The organism is Nodosilinea sp. FACHB-141, from assembly GCF_014696135.1.
GTDB lineage: Bacteria > Cyanobacteriota > Cyanobacteriia > Phormidesmidales > Phormidesmidaceae > Nodosilinea.
Genome location: NZ_JACJPP010000007.1, coordinates 553916 through 571246, shown reverse-complemented (window position 1 = coordinate 571246; position 17331 = coordinate 553916). Strand labels below are relative to the sequence as shown.

15 protein-coding genes are annotated in these 17331 nt (G+C 55.0%); 4 read left to right on the top strand and 11 right to left on the bottom strand.

The window, feature by feature from the left end; all coding sequences use genetic code 11:
* Nucleotides 1-388 precede the first annotated feature (388 nt).
* The 3 genes from H6F59_RS06015 to H6F59_RS06005 all read right to left on the bottom strand — a co-directional run bounded on the left by H6F59_RS06015 (nucleotide 389) and on the right by H6F59_RS06005 (nucleotide 2902).
* The gene (locus tag H6F59_RS06015) at nucleotides 389-898 is read right to left on the bottom strand and encodes a DUF2243 domain-containing protein (RefSeq protein ID WP_190518664.1); all 510 of its coding nucleotides are present in this window, start codon (nucleotides 896-898) and stop codon (nucleotides 389-391) included.
* Nucleotides 899-1170: 272 nt separating this feature from the next.
* Nucleotides 1171-1743, bottom strand: a complete 573-nt coding sequence (locus H6F59_RS06010) for a hypothetical protein (RefSeq protein ID WP_190696394.1) — start codon at nucleotides 1741-1743, stop codon at nucleotides 1171-1173.
* 706 nt (nucleotides 1744-2449) lie between these two features.
* The gene (locus H6F59_RS06005) at nucleotides 2450-2902 is read right to left on the bottom strand and encodes a DUF4383 domain-containing protein (RefSeq protein WP_190696390.1); all 453 of its coding nucleotides are present in this window, start codon (nucleotides 2900-2902) and stop codon (nucleotides 2450-2452) included.
* A 322-nt stretch (nucleotides 2903-3224) separates the two neighbouring features.
* Between H6F59_RS06005 and arfB the strand changes: the two genes are divergently transcribed.
* The 3 genes from arfB to lspA all read left to right on the top strand — a co-directional run bounded on the left by arfB (nucleotide 3225) and on the right by lspA (nucleotide 4841).
* The gene (gene arfB, locus H6F59_RS06000) at nucleotides 3225-3638 is read left to right on the top strand and encodes an alternative ribosome rescue aminoacyl-tRNA hydrolase ArfB (protein ID WP_190696387.1); all 414 of its coding nucleotides are present in this window, start codon (nucleotides 3225-3227) and stop codon (nucleotides 3636-3638) included.
* A gap of 80 nt (nucleotides 3639-3718) precedes the next feature.
* Nucleotides 3719-4357, top strand: coding sequence for a biotin transporter BioY (locus tag H6F59_RS05995; protein ID WP_199308798.1), 639 nt, complete (start codon nucleotides 3719-3721; stop codon nucleotides 4355-4357).
* 4 nt (nucleotides 4358-4361) lie between these two features.
* A complete protein-coding gene (gene lspA / locus H6F59_RS05990; protein WP_190518671.1) occupies nucleotides 4362-4841 on the top strand; it encodes a signal peptidase II in 480 nt (159 codons plus the stop codon).
* Between the two features lie 97 nt (nucleotides 4842-4938).
* Here lspA and H6F59_RS05985 read toward each other — a convergent pair whose 3' ends face one another.
* The 6 genes from H6F59_RS05985 to trxA all read right to left on the bottom strand — a co-directional run bounded on the left by H6F59_RS05985 (nucleotide 4939) and on the right by trxA (nucleotide 14060).
* Nucleotides 4939-7470 carry a glycogen/starch/alpha-glucan phosphorylase gene (locus H6F59_RS05985; RefSeq protein ID WP_190696384.1) on the bottom strand — a complete coding sequence of 844 codons (2532 nt, stop codon included), beginning with the start codon at nucleotides 7468-7470 and terminating at the stop codon, nucleotides 4939-4941.
* Nucleotides 7471-8589: 1119 nt separating this feature from the next.
* Nucleotides 8590-9222, bottom strand: coding sequence for a uracil phosphoribosyltransferase (gene upp, locus H6F59_RS05980; protein WP_190518675.1), 633 nt, complete (start codon nucleotides 9220-9222; stop codon nucleotides 8590-8592).
* A gap of 143 nt (nucleotides 9223-9365) precedes the next feature.
* Nucleotides 9366-10637 carry a URC4/urg3 family protein gene (locus H6F59_RS05975; protein WP_190696381.1) on the bottom strand — a complete coding sequence of 424 codons (1272 nt, stop codon included), beginning with the start codon at nucleotides 10635-10637 and terminating at the stop codon, nucleotides 9366-9368.
* A gap of 2 nt (nucleotides 10638-10639) precedes the next feature.
* Entirely contained in the window at nucleotides 10640-11950 is a 1311-nt protein-coding gene (locus H6F59_RS05970; RefSeq protein WP_242021283.1) for a GTP cyclohydrolase II, read from the bottom strand.
* Nucleotides 11951-12055: 105 nt separating this feature from the next.
* Complete coding sequence (glgA, locus tag H6F59_RS05965) at nucleotides 12056-13537, bottom strand: glycogen synthase GlgA (protein ID WP_190696378.1); 1482 nt, start codon at nucleotides 13535-13537, stop codon at nucleotides 12056-12058.
* Nucleotides 13538-13736: 199 nt separating this feature from the next.
* Nucleotides 13737-14060: a thioredoxin gene (trxA, locus tag H6F59_RS05960; RefSeq protein WP_190518682.1), complete on the bottom strand. Its 324-nt coding sequence runs from the start codon at nucleotides 14058-14060 to the stop codon at nucleotides 13737-13739.
* 403 nt (nucleotides 14061-14463) lie between these two features.
* On the opposite strand from trxA, the gene H6F59_RS05955 reads away from it, so the two are divergent.
* On the top strand, nucleotides 14464-14793 hold the full coding sequence (locus H6F59_RS05955) for an RNA-binding protein (protein WP_073606395.1): 330 nt from the start codon (nucleotides 14464-14466) through the stop codon (nucleotides 14791-14793).
* 206 nt (nucleotides 14794-14999) lie between these two features.
* Here the strand turns inward: H6F59_RS05955 and H6F59_RS05950 are convergent, their stop codons facing one another.
* Together H6F59_RS05950 and H6F59_RS05945 are read right to left on the bottom strand one after the other, a co-directional pair.
* Complete coding sequence (locus H6F59_RS05950) at nucleotides 15000-16184, bottom strand: NAD(P)H-quinone oxidoreductase subunit H (protein ID WP_190696375.1); 1185 nt, start codon at nucleotides 16182-16184, stop codon at nucleotides 15000-15002.
* 213 nt (nucleotides 16185-16397) lie between these two features.
* Nucleotides 16398-17294 carry a helix-turn-helix domain-containing protein gene (locus H6F59_RS05945; RefSeq protein WP_190696372.1) on the bottom strand — a complete coding sequence of 299 codons (897 nt, stop codon included), beginning with the start codon at nucleotides 17292-17294 and terminating at the stop codon, nucleotides 16398-16400.
* Nucleotides 17295-17331: the final 37 nt, after the last annotated feature.

Genomic DNA, 17331 nt, shown 5'->3' with positions numbered 1-17331 from the left:
GTGAAGTGTTTTTTCCTTAAGACTTCAGAGCCTGGGAGTGACCCCGGAGCAGGCCATAGAGTGGCCCAGAGTAGTTGCCCCGCGCCACAGAGCAGCAACACAATCTCTCTCAGCAGCTCTTTCGTGAAACGTTCCAAAATTTGTCCACCACTGTGCTCGACAGTAGGAACAAAGCTAAGCAAACCAGCACATAGACAATGCCGCTGATTTGGGCAAGCAGACAAACGCTCCTAGTGACTCTTTTTTAGACAGAACAAGATAGGACAGGGTAAGTGCTAAAAAGACCCGCGATCGCCCTTTCTCAGAGCCGTACTAGAAGACGAAACGGCGATCGCAGTGAATCGAGCCGCTCAACCAGCACCAGCAGGGCTGCTAGGAGGAAAAATGGCTAAGCATCAATTTGGTTACGCGTCATGAGAAAACCTAATCCAATCAACACAAAGCCAATTAGAAAAAAGGCCGCGTCATAGACCAAATAATTAGGTCCTGGCCGGATGTGGTGCAGGCCCAGCAGAGCGTGAAAAAAGACGCTGTCGAAGAGCTGGAATCCGCCCCACCCCATCAAAATCCATCCCACAAAAGCTGAGGTGGTGAGAGGCACAATGGGGACCTGCTGCATACCGCGCCACAGCACAGCCAGCCCAACCACGATGACCAACCACATACCAGCGCTCAAAACTCCATCCCAAAAAACGTTGCGCTGCAAACCTACCAAAGTGTTCATTGGTACCCGGCCCGAAACCAGGTGGTGCCACTGCAACAGCATGTGCAAAACAATGGCGTCAATAAAGCCGCCCAGACCAAACCCGATCAAAAACCCGGCCACCTTAAACGGCCTAACGTTGATCGGAAAAGCACTGGGCTTTTCTGCCGTACCTGAGGAAGGAGAGTCGATCATGGCTAATAGTGGTGGCTCTAGCTTGCAAAACAGCCTCGCCAACACCTCAGCGCGCACCTGCTGCGATCACGGCTTTGGTCTCAGTCACGACTTGTCGAGGAAGACTAAGATCGCGTTAGAAAGGCTTTATCTAGGTCGTCGTTTTCAGTCTAGAAATGGGAGTCTAGGACATCCTCATTAGAAAGGAATAGATTGACGTTTAGGCGATCGCCCAACCAATCTAAAAGCTCCCAATTGGCCCTGACGCAATCGTTCTTTCCAATTAGAATCGACTACTTAGAACCGACTTCAGACTGCGGCGTCGGATAGACATCCCAGACTTGAATGCTATGGCCAGCTAAAACCGATTCAGCCTGGCTCACTTCCTCCTGGCTGCCATCGACAATCACCATAAACTCTGCGCCAATTAAGCGATCGCTAAAGACTCCAGCCTGGTCTTCAGGAACGCCCAGGGAACGCAACCCAGCCTTGAGGTTTGACGTCGCCAAGGCCCCTGCCCCTTGTCCAGCAGCTAACGTAGCCAAAGCCGCACCAACGGAGCCTGCCGCTATCACCGCGCCCGCCCCAGGAATCATTGCCAAACCGGTCAGGCCGCCTAGCAAACCACCCCAAAATCCTCCTGCTAGAGCATTTTGCGGCAATCGTTTAGAGTCGTTGATATCTTGCCCTTCGACCTCAGAGCCTGTCTTAGCGCCCCCCGCCACTACATCGTCTGCCAATTGCTTGGCCAAAATTGAGATCTGGCCCATCGGAAAGTCGGATGATTGTAAGGCTCGAATAGCTTGCTCGGCCTGCTCCTCCTTAGGGAAAAAACCGATGCCTCTGTGGGTATATTGCTCTGTCATGGTGTCTCCTAGTTAGCCCCGTTTAAGGCTGTTGCAGTAATGCTTTTATCCATGCTTTACCTTTCCAGAGCAATCCTCAACGGTCAAAGGTCGTAACCTAATTTTTGACACCATAAAAAAGCGCAGTTAGTCCCTTCTAACTGCGCGGCTTCTCACGACTAAGCTTTATGATTCATAACAACTTCACGTGAGAAAGACTTAGATTTTTTGAGCCCCTTGTCAGCCAAATCGCCCAGCTGTAGTGCCAATCAAAAAGGCTGCGTAGGTGAGGGTATAACCTAGAGTAAAGTGGGCTACACCGACTAACTAACCCTGGACAATCGACATGGCAATGGGTTTGTCTTTCCAACGCACTAGGTTGGCCAACTAGTCTTCTACACCGTTTACAGAGACGTTCTATCTTGGCTACGAAGCTTAGACAGAGATCGCCGTCTTGTTCATGACAATGCTGTCAGCCCTGTGTAGAGATTAGGGCTAAGCTGCACCGGCGTGTTGGCAGCGGCAGGCTCATGTTGTTAGCAATGAGGTCATAAAGCTAACCAGAATTTCTCGCAATGCTGAAACCCTACCTAAATATCGTGGGGATCGTCGGTTCGAGTTCAATTACGTCAACCTTCTAAAAATGCTTGAGCAAGCTAACCTTGCTTAACCAAACAGAACCTAAGAGCGGTGGGCTTAGAAGGCCAAGCCTACCACTCCTAGATCATTAAACGCTGAGGCTGGTTTCTTTGTCGGGTGCAACAAACCCAAAATAGCCCGCTATCAACGCTGTAACGGCGTTGAACCAAACGTTGTTGCCAAAAATCGGCATCAAGCCAAACGTGGTATGAGCCACGGGTACCAAACCCATAACGGCAATCAACAGATAAGAAATTGCAAAGAACCGATTGTACAGACGAGCACCGCCCACCGTGGTAGAAGCCGAGATACCAAAGATGCCAACCGCTAGGTGAACTAGGTTGTGCATCAAGTTAATCGGGAAAAGGCCAAAAAGATAGCCAAAACCCTGCACATAGGTGTCTCCCAAATCAATTGGCAGGGGGGCCGCACCAGCCACCTCCGGTGAGGGAAGCGATACAAGAGCTGGGACAAATCCAGCCAGACCCAAGGCCGTAAATAAAATACCTAAAATTAGTGCACAGTTGCGTTCTCTCATCATTAAGCTCCTTTAGTTGATTTTGCCGCTCTCAATTAGGAGTGTTCCGCTAAATACTTATTCAAGGTTCTGCAACGACTAGACTCAAAGGCCAAGTCCGTGTGCTTAACCAGAATACTTTTTAGGTGGAATACTTCAAAACGCTTGCCCACAAGGATAAAGCACCCTGTGAGCAACGTTCTGACTTCAAAGTAAATAAACCCGTCGAGCAGGCAATCAACCAGAATGTAGAGATGCCACACGGCATGAAGTCGTTACCTGACAAGGCTTTATGCTGCATCCTGGCTCAATCTGGCTATGGTGTAGATAGCGTCCTCAATTTTTCATGCTGCAAATTACCAACCGCACCGCCATTCCGCTGAGCGAGATTGAGCTGAGCGCCGTCCGCTCTCAGGGGGCGGGGGGCCAAAACGTCAACAAAGTTGCCACTGCCATTCACCTGCGGTTTGACATCAATGCATCTTCTCTATCGCCCCTCTACAAAGAACGTCTGCTCAACCTCAACGACAGCCGCATCACCAAAGAGGGAATTGTCATCATTAAAGCCCAGCAGCATCGCACCCAAGAGCAAAACAGAGAAGATGCCCTCGATCGCCTCAAGGGTTTAGTTCAAAGCGTTACTATTACGCCTAAAAAGCGCAAACCCACCAAACCCTCAAAAACTGCCAAGAGAAAACGCCTCGACAGCAAAGCTAAGCGTGGGCAGATTAAATCTCTGCGGGGGAATGTGCGCGACTGAGATGCCTTTGTCGCTGCCTAATAGTGGGCAAAAATCTTTCTGTTAACCCGTGCCCAGTCTGACAAACCCTGCTAATGTGAATGTCTGAATTCTGCCGCCAACGGGTGAAGACATCGCCAGTGCTAGCACCATTCGAACTACTGTGGGCTCTGATTGGGTTGGTTCTCACCATTGTAGCCACCTGGATGGAAGCGTTTACCCTCAACGCTCCCTGGACTTGGGGGCAGTCTGGTATGGCGCTGCTGTCGCTGGGGGTGAGCTTTCAAGTAGGGGCTGTGCTGCTGACCGGCTGCGTGGGAGGCAAAAACGCGGCGGCGCTGTCGCAGGTTGCTTACCTAGTGCTGGGACTGGCGCTGTTTCGGGTGTTTGAGTTTCCGGTATTTACCCAGGGGGGTGGTCTGAGCTACGTGCGTGAGCCGGGCTTTGGCTACCTAATTGGCTTTGTGCCCGCTGGATGGGTGTGCGGCTACCTGGCCTTTCAAAACCCGCCCAAGCTGGAGACCTTGGCACTGAGCTGCCTCAGCGGGTTGGGCATCATCCACGGGCTAGGCATTATTTACCTGACTCTTGCCTCCCTGCTAGGCTGGTTGCAGACTGTATCGGCCTCCTACTGGGAGCTGCTGGTGGGATACTCTATTTTGCCGATACCGGGCCATCTGGTGATAGTGTGTGCGGTGGCAGTGCTGTCGCTGGTGCTGCGACAGCTGTTGTTTTACTAGGCCCATGAGAGTGCGCAATCGTTGGTTTTGGATCGCCGCTGGGGTTGGGCTGGCCCTCGATCAGCTGACTAAGTTTTGGGTAGCTCAAACTTTTGAACTCACCACTCCACCCGACTCGCTGCCAATCTGGCCAGGGGTGTTTTACTTTACCTATGTAACCAACAGCGGGGCTGCCTTCAGCCTGTTTAGCAACAACGGTGAATGGCTTAAGTGGCTATCGCTAGCCGTCAGTCTGGGGCTGATTGCTTTGGGTTTAAAAGCACGATTGCCCAACCGCTGGGAGCAGGTGGGCTACGGGCTGATTCTCAGCGGGGCGTTAGGCAACGGCATCGATCGCCTCCTGTCTGGCGAAGTCATTGACTTCCTAGACTTTCGGCTAATTCGCTTCCCGATCTTTAACGTAGCCGACGTGTGTATCAACATCGGCATTGTCTGCCTGCTCGTGGCGGCGCTCAAGGAACCGCCGAAGCGAGGAGAGGGGTAAATGGGTAGGGGGTAAATGGGTAGGGGGTAGATGGGTAGGGAATTAGGATCAACGGAATCGCTCATCCACCCGACTACTCATCCACCCATCCACGCTCCTACTCTCCAGCCACCGGCACCGCCTTCACCTTCCAGATCTCGCGGGCATAGTCAGCGATCGTGCGATCGGCGGAGAATTTACCGATGCGGGCGGTGTTGAGAATGGCCATGCGCACCCAGCGATCGCGGTCTTCATAGGTGCGGCTGACATGCTCTTGGCACTGCACGTAGGCGGCAAAGTCGGCCATCACCATGTAGGGATCATCCACCAGCAGCGAGTCAAGGATGGGCAAGAACAGGTCTGGCTCACCGGGCGAAAACAGGCCTGAGGCGATCACATCCAAGGTGCGCTTTAGCTCGGGGTTGGTGTCGTAGTAGCACCAGGGGTTGTGGCCCACGGCCTTGCAGGCGGCGACCTGCTCAGTGGTCAGACCAAACAGGAAGAAGTTGTCGGCTCCCACCTCTTCGCGGATTTCCACATTGGCGCCGTCGAGGGTGCCGATGGTGAGTGCGCCGTTAAGGGCAAACTTCATGTTGCCAGTGCCCGAGGCCTCCATGCCAGCGGTTGAGATCTGCTCTGACAGGTCAGAGGCTGGGAACAGACGCTGGGCCTGGGAGACGTTGTAGTTGGGCAAAAACACCACTTTCAGCCGCCCGGCCACAATCGGGTCGTTGTTGACCACATCGGCGACAGCGTTAACCAGCTTCACCACCAGCTTGGCCATGGCGTAGCCGGGGGCCGCCTTGCCACCAAAGATCACCGTGCGGGGCACGACGTGATCCCCAGGGTTTTGCACCATGCGGTTGTAGAGGGTAATCACGTGCAGCACGTTCATCAGCTGCCGCTTGTACTCGTGGATGCGCTTAATCTGCACATCAAACATCGAGTCGGGGTTGACCTTTATACCCACGGTGTCGTGGATGTAGCGGGCCAGGCTCCACTTGTTCTCTTGCTTGATGGCCTGCCAGGCGTGGCGAAATACCTCGTTGTCTAGGTGAGCTTCTAGCTGCTTGAGATCGTCGAGGTTGGTGATCCAGCTGTCGCCGATGGTTTCAGAAATCAACTGCGCCAGGCGGGGGTTGCACTGCAACAGCCAGCGGCGGGGGGTAATGCCGTTGGTTTTGTTGCTGAACTTGTCGGGCCACAGCTCGTAGAAATCTTGCAGCACCTCCTGCTTGAGCAGCTCGGTGTGCAGGGCGGCGACGCCGTTGATGGCGTGACTGCCGACGCAGGCTAGGTTGGCCATCCGCACCCGGCGCTCGCCGCCTTCTTCAATGAGAGAAAGGCGCTCGAGGCGATCGGGATCGTTGGGGTAGCGCAGCTTGACTTGGGCCAGGAAGCGGTGGTTGATTTCGTAGATGATTTCGAGATGGCGGGGCAGCAGCTTGCCAAACAAGTCCACCGACCACTTCTCCAGCGCCTCGGGCATGAGAGTGTGGTTGGTGTAGCCAAAGGTGCGCTGGGTGATTTGCCAGGCGGCGGCCCACTCAAAGTTATATTCGTCGATCAGCAGGCGCATGAGCTCGGCGACACCAATAGCCGGGTGAGTGTCGTTGAGCTGAATAGCGGCAAACTCGGCCAAATTCTCTAGGCTGCCGTGGTCGCGCAGGTGCAGACGAATGATGTCTTGCAGCGAGCAGGCGACGAAGAAGTACTGCTGTTGCAGCCGCAGCTCTTTGCCCTGGCGGGTCTCGTCGTTGGGGTAGAGCACCTTGGTGATGTTCTCGGAGATCATCTTGTTGGCCACGGCCCCAAAATAATCGCCAGCGTTAAAGGCATCGAGGTCAAAGGCTTCGCCGGCCTCGGCCTTCCACAGGCGCAGCAGGTTGACGTTCTCGGTGCCATAGCCCGGCACTGGCACGTCGTGGGGAATGCCAATCACAGTCTGAGCTGGGATCCATCGCACCTGATAGTCGTCGTCGCCGTCTTTTTTGTAGACCTCGGTGTGACCGCCAAACTTGATTTCGACCCGATAGTCGGGGCGGGCAATTTCCCAGGGGTTGCCGTAGCTGAGCCATTTGTCGGGCGCTTCAACCTGGTGGCCCTGGCGAATCAGCTGGGTAAAGATGCCAAACTCATAGCGAATGCCGTAGCCCACCGCTGGCAGGTTGAGGGTGGTGAGCGAATCCATGAAGCAGGCGGCGAGTCGACCCAGTCCACCGTTGCCCAGGCCAGGCTCAGCCTCGCGCTCTAACAGTTCGTCAAGGTCGAGGCCGCAGTCGGCTAGGGCGTGGCGCATGGTGTCGTAGAGGCCCAGGTTGATGAGGCCATTGCCGAGCTGACGCCCCATCAAAAATTCGGCCGACATGTAGTAGACCGTCTTCGCCCGCTCTTGAGCGTAGGTTTTGGCGGTGCGAATGCGCTTTTGCAAAAGCTGATTACGCACGCTGTGGGCCAGCGCTGTGTAGTAGTCGTGGGCGTTGGCAAACTGTTCATCTTTGCCCTGTACCCAGTACAAGTTGTTGACCAACGCCTGCTGAATTTGGCTCACCTGCGCTTCGGCATCGAGCGCAACACCTGCCGACTCTAACGACAGTGGCACTTCTGTCGTTGTGTTTGATTCGGGCAGACGAATAGATTGCTTAGCCATAAGAACCCTTAATACTGTAGTAATCACACAAGAATTCGCTGGCAGCCCGTAGGCTCGAAGCAGATGCCGCGATGGTCAGACTGCCTGTAGGGGCGATCGCATTACCCAAGACAAATTACAGGGCAATTCACCATTCGCGTTGACAACTTGGTCTCAATGACTTGAGACTTTTACACCAACAAACCCAATTATGGATTGGTTCTCTCGCCCAGCATGAATCAAAGGCCTGTCTTGAGCCTTAGGCTTTTAGCGAGATTGACCTCATTTTAACTGGCTGCGAATAAAACTCTGTCGTCTAGCCAACCGACAAAACTGCTGAACGAAAGAAAAAGACCTGTTAACCGGCTCTAAAAACTCCTCAGCCCGTTGCTCAGCTCGCCTCAAAAAATGCTGACAAACGCTGCAAATGCCCCAATTAGCTCACTTTTAGAGTCCTTAAAAGAATATGAAGGACAATATTATGAGCCGCTGATTTAGAAGTATGAAGTTAAGTGAATTAGTACATCGAGGAACGAATTTTTCTGGCGTCAAGCTCTGTAACCCTTATCTCTAAAGCCTTTTTGATGTAACAAAAGCGTCATGAATAATTCTAAATATTGCTAGAAGCCGCTTTACATAGCTTTACGCGATACCTTGCTACTTCCGGATAACGTGCTTAGGTAAAAACTAACTGTTCTCAATTATCTTAATCAATTTGTTGACTACATGAATTCTAGATTAAAAAATAGTTCCATCTGTTGTGTCACGACTTAAAGATAATAAATGCTGATTTCCTTAAGACTAAGGCTATTTATAAGTCTGCGTCAGCCACCCAAATTTATGAAGCTAGTGTAGGCCAACGTTTTGTTTTCATGCTTTTGCGATCGCAAAAGCATGAAAACAGAAGAGCGAGAAATTAAGAAAAGCTCAATAGTCTTAAGTTGTGGCATTTTGGCTTTCCTACTCAAACTTCATCTGCTACAGGTCAATTGGCTGAGAGAATTTAGCGCCACTCAACTCTGACCAGGAGCTTGAGCCGCCGCATCTCATAGGAGCGTCTACGGGTCTAGGGCAACCGTTTAGTTGAACATTCAAACGTTAGGAACAAGGCTGATCAAGCGTGAATGAGGTTTGGCGTTGCTACTTAGTGCCAAACAGGCGATCGCCTGCATCCCCCAGGCCGGGCAAGATGTAGCCGCGCTCGTCCAGTTTTTCATCTACGGCGGCAGCGTAGAGGGGCACGTCGGGGTGTTCGCGGTGAAAGTGGGCAATGCCCTCGGGGGCGGCGAGCAGGCAGAGAAAGCGGAGCGATCGCGGCTGAGCCTGTTTTAACGGGTACAGTGCCGCCACCGCCGTATTGCCCGTAGCGATCATCGGGTCAACGACGAGAACGTCGCGATCGCTCAAATCCTCCGGCACCTTGAAGAAGTACTCAATCACCCGCAGGGTTTGGGGATCGCGGTAGAGGCCAATGTGCCCCACCCGCGCCGAGGGCATCAGCTCCAAGATGCCGTCGAGAATGCCCTGCCCCGCCCGCATGATCGAAACGACGACTAGCTTTTTCTCCGGAGCCAGCACCGGAGCTTCCATCGTGGCCATGGGTGTCTGGATGGTTTCTAGCTTCAGCGGCAGATCGCGCGTCACTTCGTAGGCCATCAGCAGGCTGATTTCCTTTAGCAGCGTGCGAAACTTTGCCGTGCTGGTCTCGGCCCGCCGCATCAGGGTGAGCTTGTGCTGGATGAGGGGATGGTCGATGAGGTGGAGATCAGGCATAGGTTAGTAGAGAGGAGGATGGGTGGGTGAGGGAAGGGGAAAATGCAAAACTCAAAGTTTCTCCTGCAAAGACGCTGCACGTAGGCAAAGCCAGTCCGAAGGATTTACAAAGTTTTGAATTCTCCATTTTGAATTTTTGAACTCTAAAACACCGTGCCATCGCTGGCCAATTGAATCGGCGGTTCTCCCCCCGATCGCCTCTCCGCAGCGATCTGTCGCCCCGCCGTCCAGGTGCCTCCCTGGAGAATTTTTACCAGGGGAAGCGTTTCGGCATCCAGGTTTAACGACTGGCGAATGTGGGTGGCGAGGTCGTCTAGCAAACAGAGGGTGAGGGCGCGCCATTCAACTATCAGTGAAGAATTGGGCGGATGGGCGACCTCAAAATCAGCAGAATTTTTGAGGCTGAGGACACCCATATCCACAAACAGCCCCCCGTTGCGGTATTCGGCTAAGCCGGTGAGCTGATCGAGATCGGTGATGGTGAGGCCGAGGTCTTGCAGGGGTTCCAGCAGCGAATAGGTGAGCCACTGGGAGAGCTTGTGGAAGGGGACAAGGTTGCTGCCGGAGCCAGTATCGGGCAGTTGAGGATGGGGCCATACGTCGCCGAGATTGGTGCCCGCCAGTTCTACCCGTCCGGGCCAGATCGGCCCCAGGCCTAGCAGAATGGTTTGCAAAACGGTCGTTGCTGATAGCTGACTCTGGAAGGCAATTTGTAGCCAGTAGTCCACCAAGTGACCTGGTCGGGGAAGGTCAGACCCAAAGAATTGGGGCCACTGGCGCAGGGTGTGGCCGAGTTTTTGCAGCAGCGCTACTCGTCCTTCGAGTCCCAATAGTGGATTGTCGTTGTTAACCTGGAAGGCTTGGGCAAGTTGGTTAGCAGTGAGTTGCGTGAGCCCATGGGCGTCTGCTTGCCAGGGATGGTCGGGTTGGCTAGAGAAAAGTCCCGCAGTGAAGCTGTGGAAGCTGGCGATCGCCAACCCCTCCGACCGTTGAAACTCAATTCCCGTCCCTGGCTCCACGTACCGCCACCGACTCCCGGCTCCAGCGTCCAGCAGCACGCTGGTGATCGCCAAATCCACCTTCAGCCTTGCCTGCTCTAGTAGATCCAGTCTCGATAACTCTGGCTCTAGAAGGTCTAGGCGCGATCGCCCCTGCACCTCAAAATGCCGCCAGCGAGAGTGAAAAGGAATCTCGCCATCGGGATACTGCTGCTGCATGACGTCGAGAACGTAGGCAGCGGTAGCAGGCAGTGCTTCGGGATGGTAGCGAAAATGCTGGAGCTGATCCTGCTCGGCCAGGGTGAAGAGAACGCGGGTGCGATCGCGAATGGCCTGCGGACTTTGCAGGTAAGCGATCGCTGCCTCTGCTGCTGTCGGGTGGGCACCGCCCACCATCCCATCGCTGTCTGCTACCATTCCTACTCCAAACCCCGCCCCTTTACCTGGGCCAGATCTTCCTCGGTGGGCGCTACTTTGTCGGTGTAGTAGCCCGCCGCCTTCTTGGCCTCAATCTCTACCCGCGCATCGGGGGGCACCAGGTCGTCGGGGATCGGCACCCGCTCAACAATCTCAATACCCGATCGCACTAGGGCGTTGTATTTCATGTCGCTCATCGACACGAAGCGATCGATGCGGGTCACCCCTAGCCAGTGCAGCACGTCGGGCATCAGCTCCTGAAAGCGCACATCCTGCACCCCAGCGACGCACTCGGTGCGGGCAAAGTAGGCATCGGCGCGATCGCCTCCTTCCTGCCGCTTGCGGGCGTTATATACCAAGAATTTTGTTACTTCCCCTAGAGCGCGCCCTTCCTTACGGAAGTAGATGATCAGCCCCGCGCCCCCTTGCTGAGCCGTAGCAATACATTCTTCCAAGCCGTGCACTAGGTAGGGGCGACAGGTGCAAATGTCAGAACCAAACACATCCGAGCCATTGCATTCATCGTGAACCCGTACCGCTAGGGGGCGAGCCGGATCAGTAATCGCGTCAGGATCGCCCACGATATACACCGTGATGCCACCGATGGGGGGCAAAAACACCTTCACATCAAACCGCGTCACCAGCTCAGGGAACATGCCGCCGGTTTGCTCAAACAGGGCGTAGCGCAGCTCGTCTTCGCTGACGCCCAGGCGCTGGGCTACCCCCGGCAGATACCACACCGGCTCCACGGCTGCCTTAGTGACCACTAGGTCGCCACCAGGTTTGACGATTTCGCCGTCTTCTTTAATTCGCCCCTGGCGCACCGCCTCTAGCAGCTCCGGCATTTGAATGTGGGCGCGGGTGACAGCGATCGTGGGGCGAATGTCGAGGCCTTCGGCAATCTTGTCGCGATAGACATCGCCAACCAAAGCCCCAAAGGGGTCTAGGGAGACAATTTTTTCAGGGTCAGCCCAGCTAGGGTGAGGGCCAATAGGGATCGCAGGGGAGGTATTGGTAAAGTCAGGCCTATGATCCGGATCCAGCACTCCACTGGCCACTGCCAGAGCGCGGTACACAGCATAGGAACCGGAATGAGTACCAATGGCGTTGCGGTGGTTTGGATCGGTGACCGTCGCCACGATCGCCCCGCGCTGCAGAGGATCCCCATGGCCCCACTGCACCGGATTCCCTTTGAGCCCCGACCGATTAGAGTGAGAGGTCAGCACAATATGGCGGCGCTTGGGCAAAGCTCCGGTCTCGGGTAGACCGGGTTGGGTCAGGTTTCCCGCTGCCGAACCGTTACCATCGCTCATAGGTGCCTCGTGGAACAGAAACCACTAATCTGCCACACTTTCCCCCCTACAAACCGCTCACAAGTGACAGACAGCAGTACCGTCCGTCCCGCAGGGCTCGCCGCTCTACTTTGCTAGCGGAGATTTGGGTAGAGTCGCATCCACCACCGCTAGCGGCTCCTGGGGAGAGGTCGTAGCTGGGGCTAGCTCGGGCTTAGACAGCTGGTCTTTAAAGTCGATCCCCAGCATTTCGCTGTAGAGCTTGACGTAATCGATCGCCGATTTGTCCCAGCTAAAGTCTTGCTCCATGGCCCGCCGCTGTAGCGCCCGCCAGGCATCCTTAAAGCGGTAGCCCTCCCAGGCGCGAATCAGGCAGGTAAACAGGTCCAGCGGCTCGTAGCGGTCAAAGCAGTAGCCCGTGCCCGTGTGGTGCTCGGGGTCGTGGTGCTGCACCGTATCCACCAAACCACCCGTGCGCCGCACCACCGGAATGCAGCCGTAGCGCATGGCAATCATCTGGCTGATGCCGCAGGGCTCAAACCGCGACGGCATTAGAAACGCGTCGGCTCCAGCATAAATGCGGCGGCCTAGCCCCTCGCTGTAGAGGAGGTAGGTGGCCATGCGACCCCGGTAGCGGCTAGCCATCTGCCAGAGCTGGGTTTCGTAGTAGCGATCGCCCGTGCCCAGCAGAATAAACTGCGCGTCGGTGTAGGAGAGAAAGCGGTCCAAAATTTGCAGAATCAGATCCAGCCCTTTCTGCTCCACCAGGCGACCCACTAGGCCTACCAAAAAGGCTTTTGAGTTGACCTCTAGGCCCAGTTCTTCTTGAATCGCTATCTTGTTGGCGCGGCGATTTTCGAGGCTGTCAGGGGTAAAGTTTTTAACGATATATCTGTCAGTGGCCGGGTCGTAGGACTCGTCATCGATGCCATTAAGAATGCCGCCTAGCTTGCCGCTGATAAACGACAGCAACCCCTCTAGCTCTTCGCCATAGTCGGGAGTTTTGATCTGCTGGGCGTAGGTGGGCGACACCGTGTTGACGCGATCGGCAGCCTGCACCGCCGCCGCCATAGTGTTGTGCCCCTGCATGTACCACGGGCACCAGGTAATGCGCTCTAGCTCCCACCGCCACGGCCCTTGGTAAGCCAGGTTGTGGATGGTAAACACCGTGCTAATGTCGGGCGACTGCTGCATCCACACTGGAATCATGCCCGTGTGCCAGTCGTGGCAGTGAATAATCTGAGGCTTCCAGTAGTTCCAGGCAAACTCAGCCGCGCCGTTGGCAAAAAAGGTAAACCGCCAGGCTTCATCATCGCCACCATAAACCTTACGGGGGTCAAAGGCGGGGTGACCAAACAGATACACCGGCACGTCAGACTCAGGCAGAGTAGTCTCGTACACCGCAAAGTCGTTAAACATGGCGGTGCCTTTCCACACCGGCTCTTCAGGAATATCGACCTTGTCAGGCAAAAAGCCGTAGTAGGGCATGAAGATGCGCACGTCGTGCCCCATTTTGCGCAGCACTTTAGGCAGGGAACCCACGACGTCACCCATACCGCCGACCTTAGCCAGGGGTGCCGCTTCCGCTGCTACAAAAAGAATTTCCATATCGCCCGCCCTGCTGTTGGATCAATCGGTTGTCCTCAGTCTACGGGGGTGTGGACGTTATGCCTAGATCTGCCCTTAACCCTCGATCGCAGCTTGGCCAGTTGCTCTATCCACGAGCGGTTTGGTCAACTGGCCCTAAACCATCGCGACCTGCGCCTACAACGTTGGCGACTAAAGAGATTGGGCGGAGGCAAATGCCCTAGCTCAGGTACTTACTTAGGGTCTCACTATATTCGTCATACTTTTTCGCCCCCACTAAGGTTTCCGCTACGTCTCCCTGCTGAAAGAACATCACGGCGGGAATGCTGCGAATGCCGTAGCGCTTGGCCACAGCCTGATTGGCATCTAAATCAAGCTTGAGGACTTTGACGCGATCGCCGTATTCGTCGGCCAGCTGATCCATCAGCGGGGCCACCAACTTGCAGGGGCCACACCAGGCCGCTGTGCAATCGACCACAAATAACGACTCTGCACTTAGAAGCGCATCAAACTCGGTTTCGTTTTCAATGTATGCAGCAGGCATAGGTGAAATCTCAGTTAAATGCCCATTCTCCCACGGGGATGGTTCAGGAAACCGGGCGTCACCTGCTGCCCTTTCCCCTCGAACAGGTTGGTAAGGCGGCTAAAAACTGATCTGGAGCAAGTAATTTGTCCAAAAGTTGGCACCATCAAAACATACAAAACTTTACAATTAAAACGCTAGATATACGGTTGCACGGGGTTTGTCACTCCATAACTAGTTTTTATTGAGCGATTTGACCCTCTAGGGTTCCACCAGCTTTTCAAACGTGCTAGGGTGTCTCCAGAGATATAGAGATCGGTTAGCAGCATTTGTTTCTAGTACTAACGAATTTTTCCGTTTTTCCATTGACAGACTTCTCTCCGAAATTTTGCTCTGCACATCCTTTAATTTTTGGAGAAAAGATATGTCAATCTACGTAGGCAACCTGTCCTATGACGCTACCAGCGAAGACCTAACCTCTGTGTTTGCAGAGTACGGGTCTGTTAAGCGGGTACAACTTCCCACCGATCGTGAAACCGGGCGTATGCGCGGCTTCGCCTTCGTCGAGATGTCTGCCGATTCTGAAGAGAACGCAGCTATCGAAGCCCTAGACGGCGCTGAGTGGATGGGCCGTGACCTCAAAGTTAACAAAGCTAAGCCCCGTGAAGATCGCGGTGGCGGCGGTGGTAACTTCGGTGGTGGCGGCGGCGGTCGTCGTGGCGGTGGCGACAGCTTCTCCCGCGGCGGTTACTAAGCCTCTACTCCTAGATTTGCTCGTAAAGACCAAACCTAGATAAATAGCAAACAGGGTTCAGGCAGAGATGTCTGAACCCTGTTTGCTATGTGCCAACCCATCGACCAATAGGGATGGCGCTAAGCCGAATTGACGCGTTATAGCGCGTTCCCACACCAGCACCAATGCTGTGCTTTGGCCAGAGTGCTGACCATGGCATTAGCGCTCTACCGATCCACAGACCCCATGACCACGTCAATGCTGCCGAGAATAACGAAAATATCAGCCACCTTTTGGCCCTTGAGCAGGTAGGGCAGTAGCTGCAAATTGTTGAAGTCAGCAGGGCGAATCTTCCACCGCCACGGCATGGGAGTCTCGTTACCGATCAGAAAAATGCCCAGTTCACCTCGCCCTGACTCGACCCGCACATAGTGCTCCCCAGCAGGAATTTTGAAGGTGGGGGCAATTTTTCTCGCAATGAATTGGTAGTCAAAGCTATCCCACGGCGACTTTGGCCCTTCGGCCAAGCGCTTGGCCTCAAGGGTTTCCCAGGGACCGCCTGGTAGCCCATCAAGAGCCTGCTGAATAATCTTGAGTGACTGGCGCATTTCATCTAGACGCACCCGGTAGCGGGCTAGGCAGTCGCCCTCGGTCTGCCAGGCTACCTGCCAGTCAAAGTCGTCATAGCATTCGTAATGATCGACTTTGCGCAGATCCCACTGGACGCCAGAAGCCCGCAGCATGGGGCCAGAGCAGCCCCAGCCTATAGCCTCATCGCGGGTGACGACGCCCAGCCCTTCGCAGCGACGGCGAAACACTGGGTTGTCGGTGACCAAGCGCTCGTACTCGTCGAGCTTGGGGGCCAGGTAATCCACAAAGTCTTGGCATTTCTCCGTCCAGCCGTAGGGCAGGTCAGCAGCCACACCCCCCACCCGGAAATAGTTGTGGTTGACCATGCGGTAGCCGCTCACCGCCTCAAACAAATCGAGAATGGGTTCGCGATCGCGCAGCGCATAGAAAAACAGCGTCTGCGCCCCCATATCCATCACAAAGGGGCCGATCCACAGCAGGTGATTGACCAGGCGGGTCAGCTCTAGCAAAATCACGCGAATGTAGCTGGCCCGCTTGGGCACCTCAATATCCGCCAGCTTTTCTACGGCGTTGACGGTGACGGCCTCATTGAACAAGCCACCGTAGTAGTCCCACCGGCTGGTGTAGGGGATGAACATGGTGGAAGTGCGGCTCTCGGCAATTTTCTCCATGCCGCGATGCAGGTAGCCGATCACGGGTTCGCAGTCGATCACATCTTCGCCGTCGAGGGTGACCATAATCCGAAAGCAACCGTGCATGGAGGGATGATGAGGGCCGAAGTTAATCACCATAGGTTCGGTTCGAGTTTCAAGCAGCACCATGGGCGTTTCTCCAGTCAGAGCGCATGGTTTTAGTATCGCCAGGGCGATCGCGCTCTGTCTTGCAAGTTCTTCCGCTGGTTTGCACAAACTTCCGATCGCCGCGCCTAACCTCTACCCTCACGGCAAGAGGCTATGCAAAGCTCTTGGCTCACTGTTCGATGCAGGTATTACCCAAACGCCAAAGCCAACCCTAATGACGACAACAGAGCGGCCCTAGAAACGGTTTGCCTGCCGCCATTGGCCAGGGGTCGTGCCCACCAGCCGCCTAAAGTGACGGTTGAGGTGGCTCTGGTGGGCAAAGCCTACCCGGCAGGCAATATCGGCAATGGGGAGGTCGGGCTGAGCCAGCAGCGTTTTGGCCTGCTGTACCCGGCAGCGAATGACGTACTGGTGGGGCGCGACCCCAGTGGACTGCTTAAACAGTTGGGCAAAGTAGTGGGCGCTCATCCCCACCAGGGTGGACAGGGTCTCTAGGCTCAAGTCAGCATCTAAGTGGCTGTGAATGTAGTCCATCACCCGCTCTAGCTGAGGCTTAGCCAGACCGTTGCCATAGGTTTTGAGCTGTGGCTTGCGAGTGGCATAGGTTTGCAGCAGATGCACGGCCAGGGCCGTGGTGAGCGCTTCGGCGTAGAGACGCTCACCACCACTTTGGAGCACCCGCCTGAGACACAGCCCTAGCTGTAACACCAAGAGGTCTTGAGTAGCAAAGTGAGGTATGAGCTCAAAGGTGGTGCCGTCGGCAGCTTCGTCGAGCGATCGCCCTAGGGCAGCAGTCTCAAAGACTAGGTTCATAAATTCGCCGGGGACATTCCAGCGCGATCGCTGCCCCACCCCAGCGGGCAGCACCAAAATGTCCCCCGGATGCACCCGCTCTGATTTGAATCGTCCATCGATCGAGCGTTCTGCCCAGACCGGTTCTGATTCAGGGAACTGAGTAAATAACACAACGCTGTGCCAGGGCGTAGACACCTCTTCCTCAATGGCTCCAGGCGGTTCCCAGCGACAGTCTACGTGAGCACCATGCCAGCAAAAGCCCTGGGTAGACAACAGCGGCGGGGCCGTAAACAGGCTCTGCACTTGGCTAGCCGTAGATAGAAGTCGAGGTGGCATACCCTAGCCCCGCTGCTTAAACGGTGTTGCGAACCTA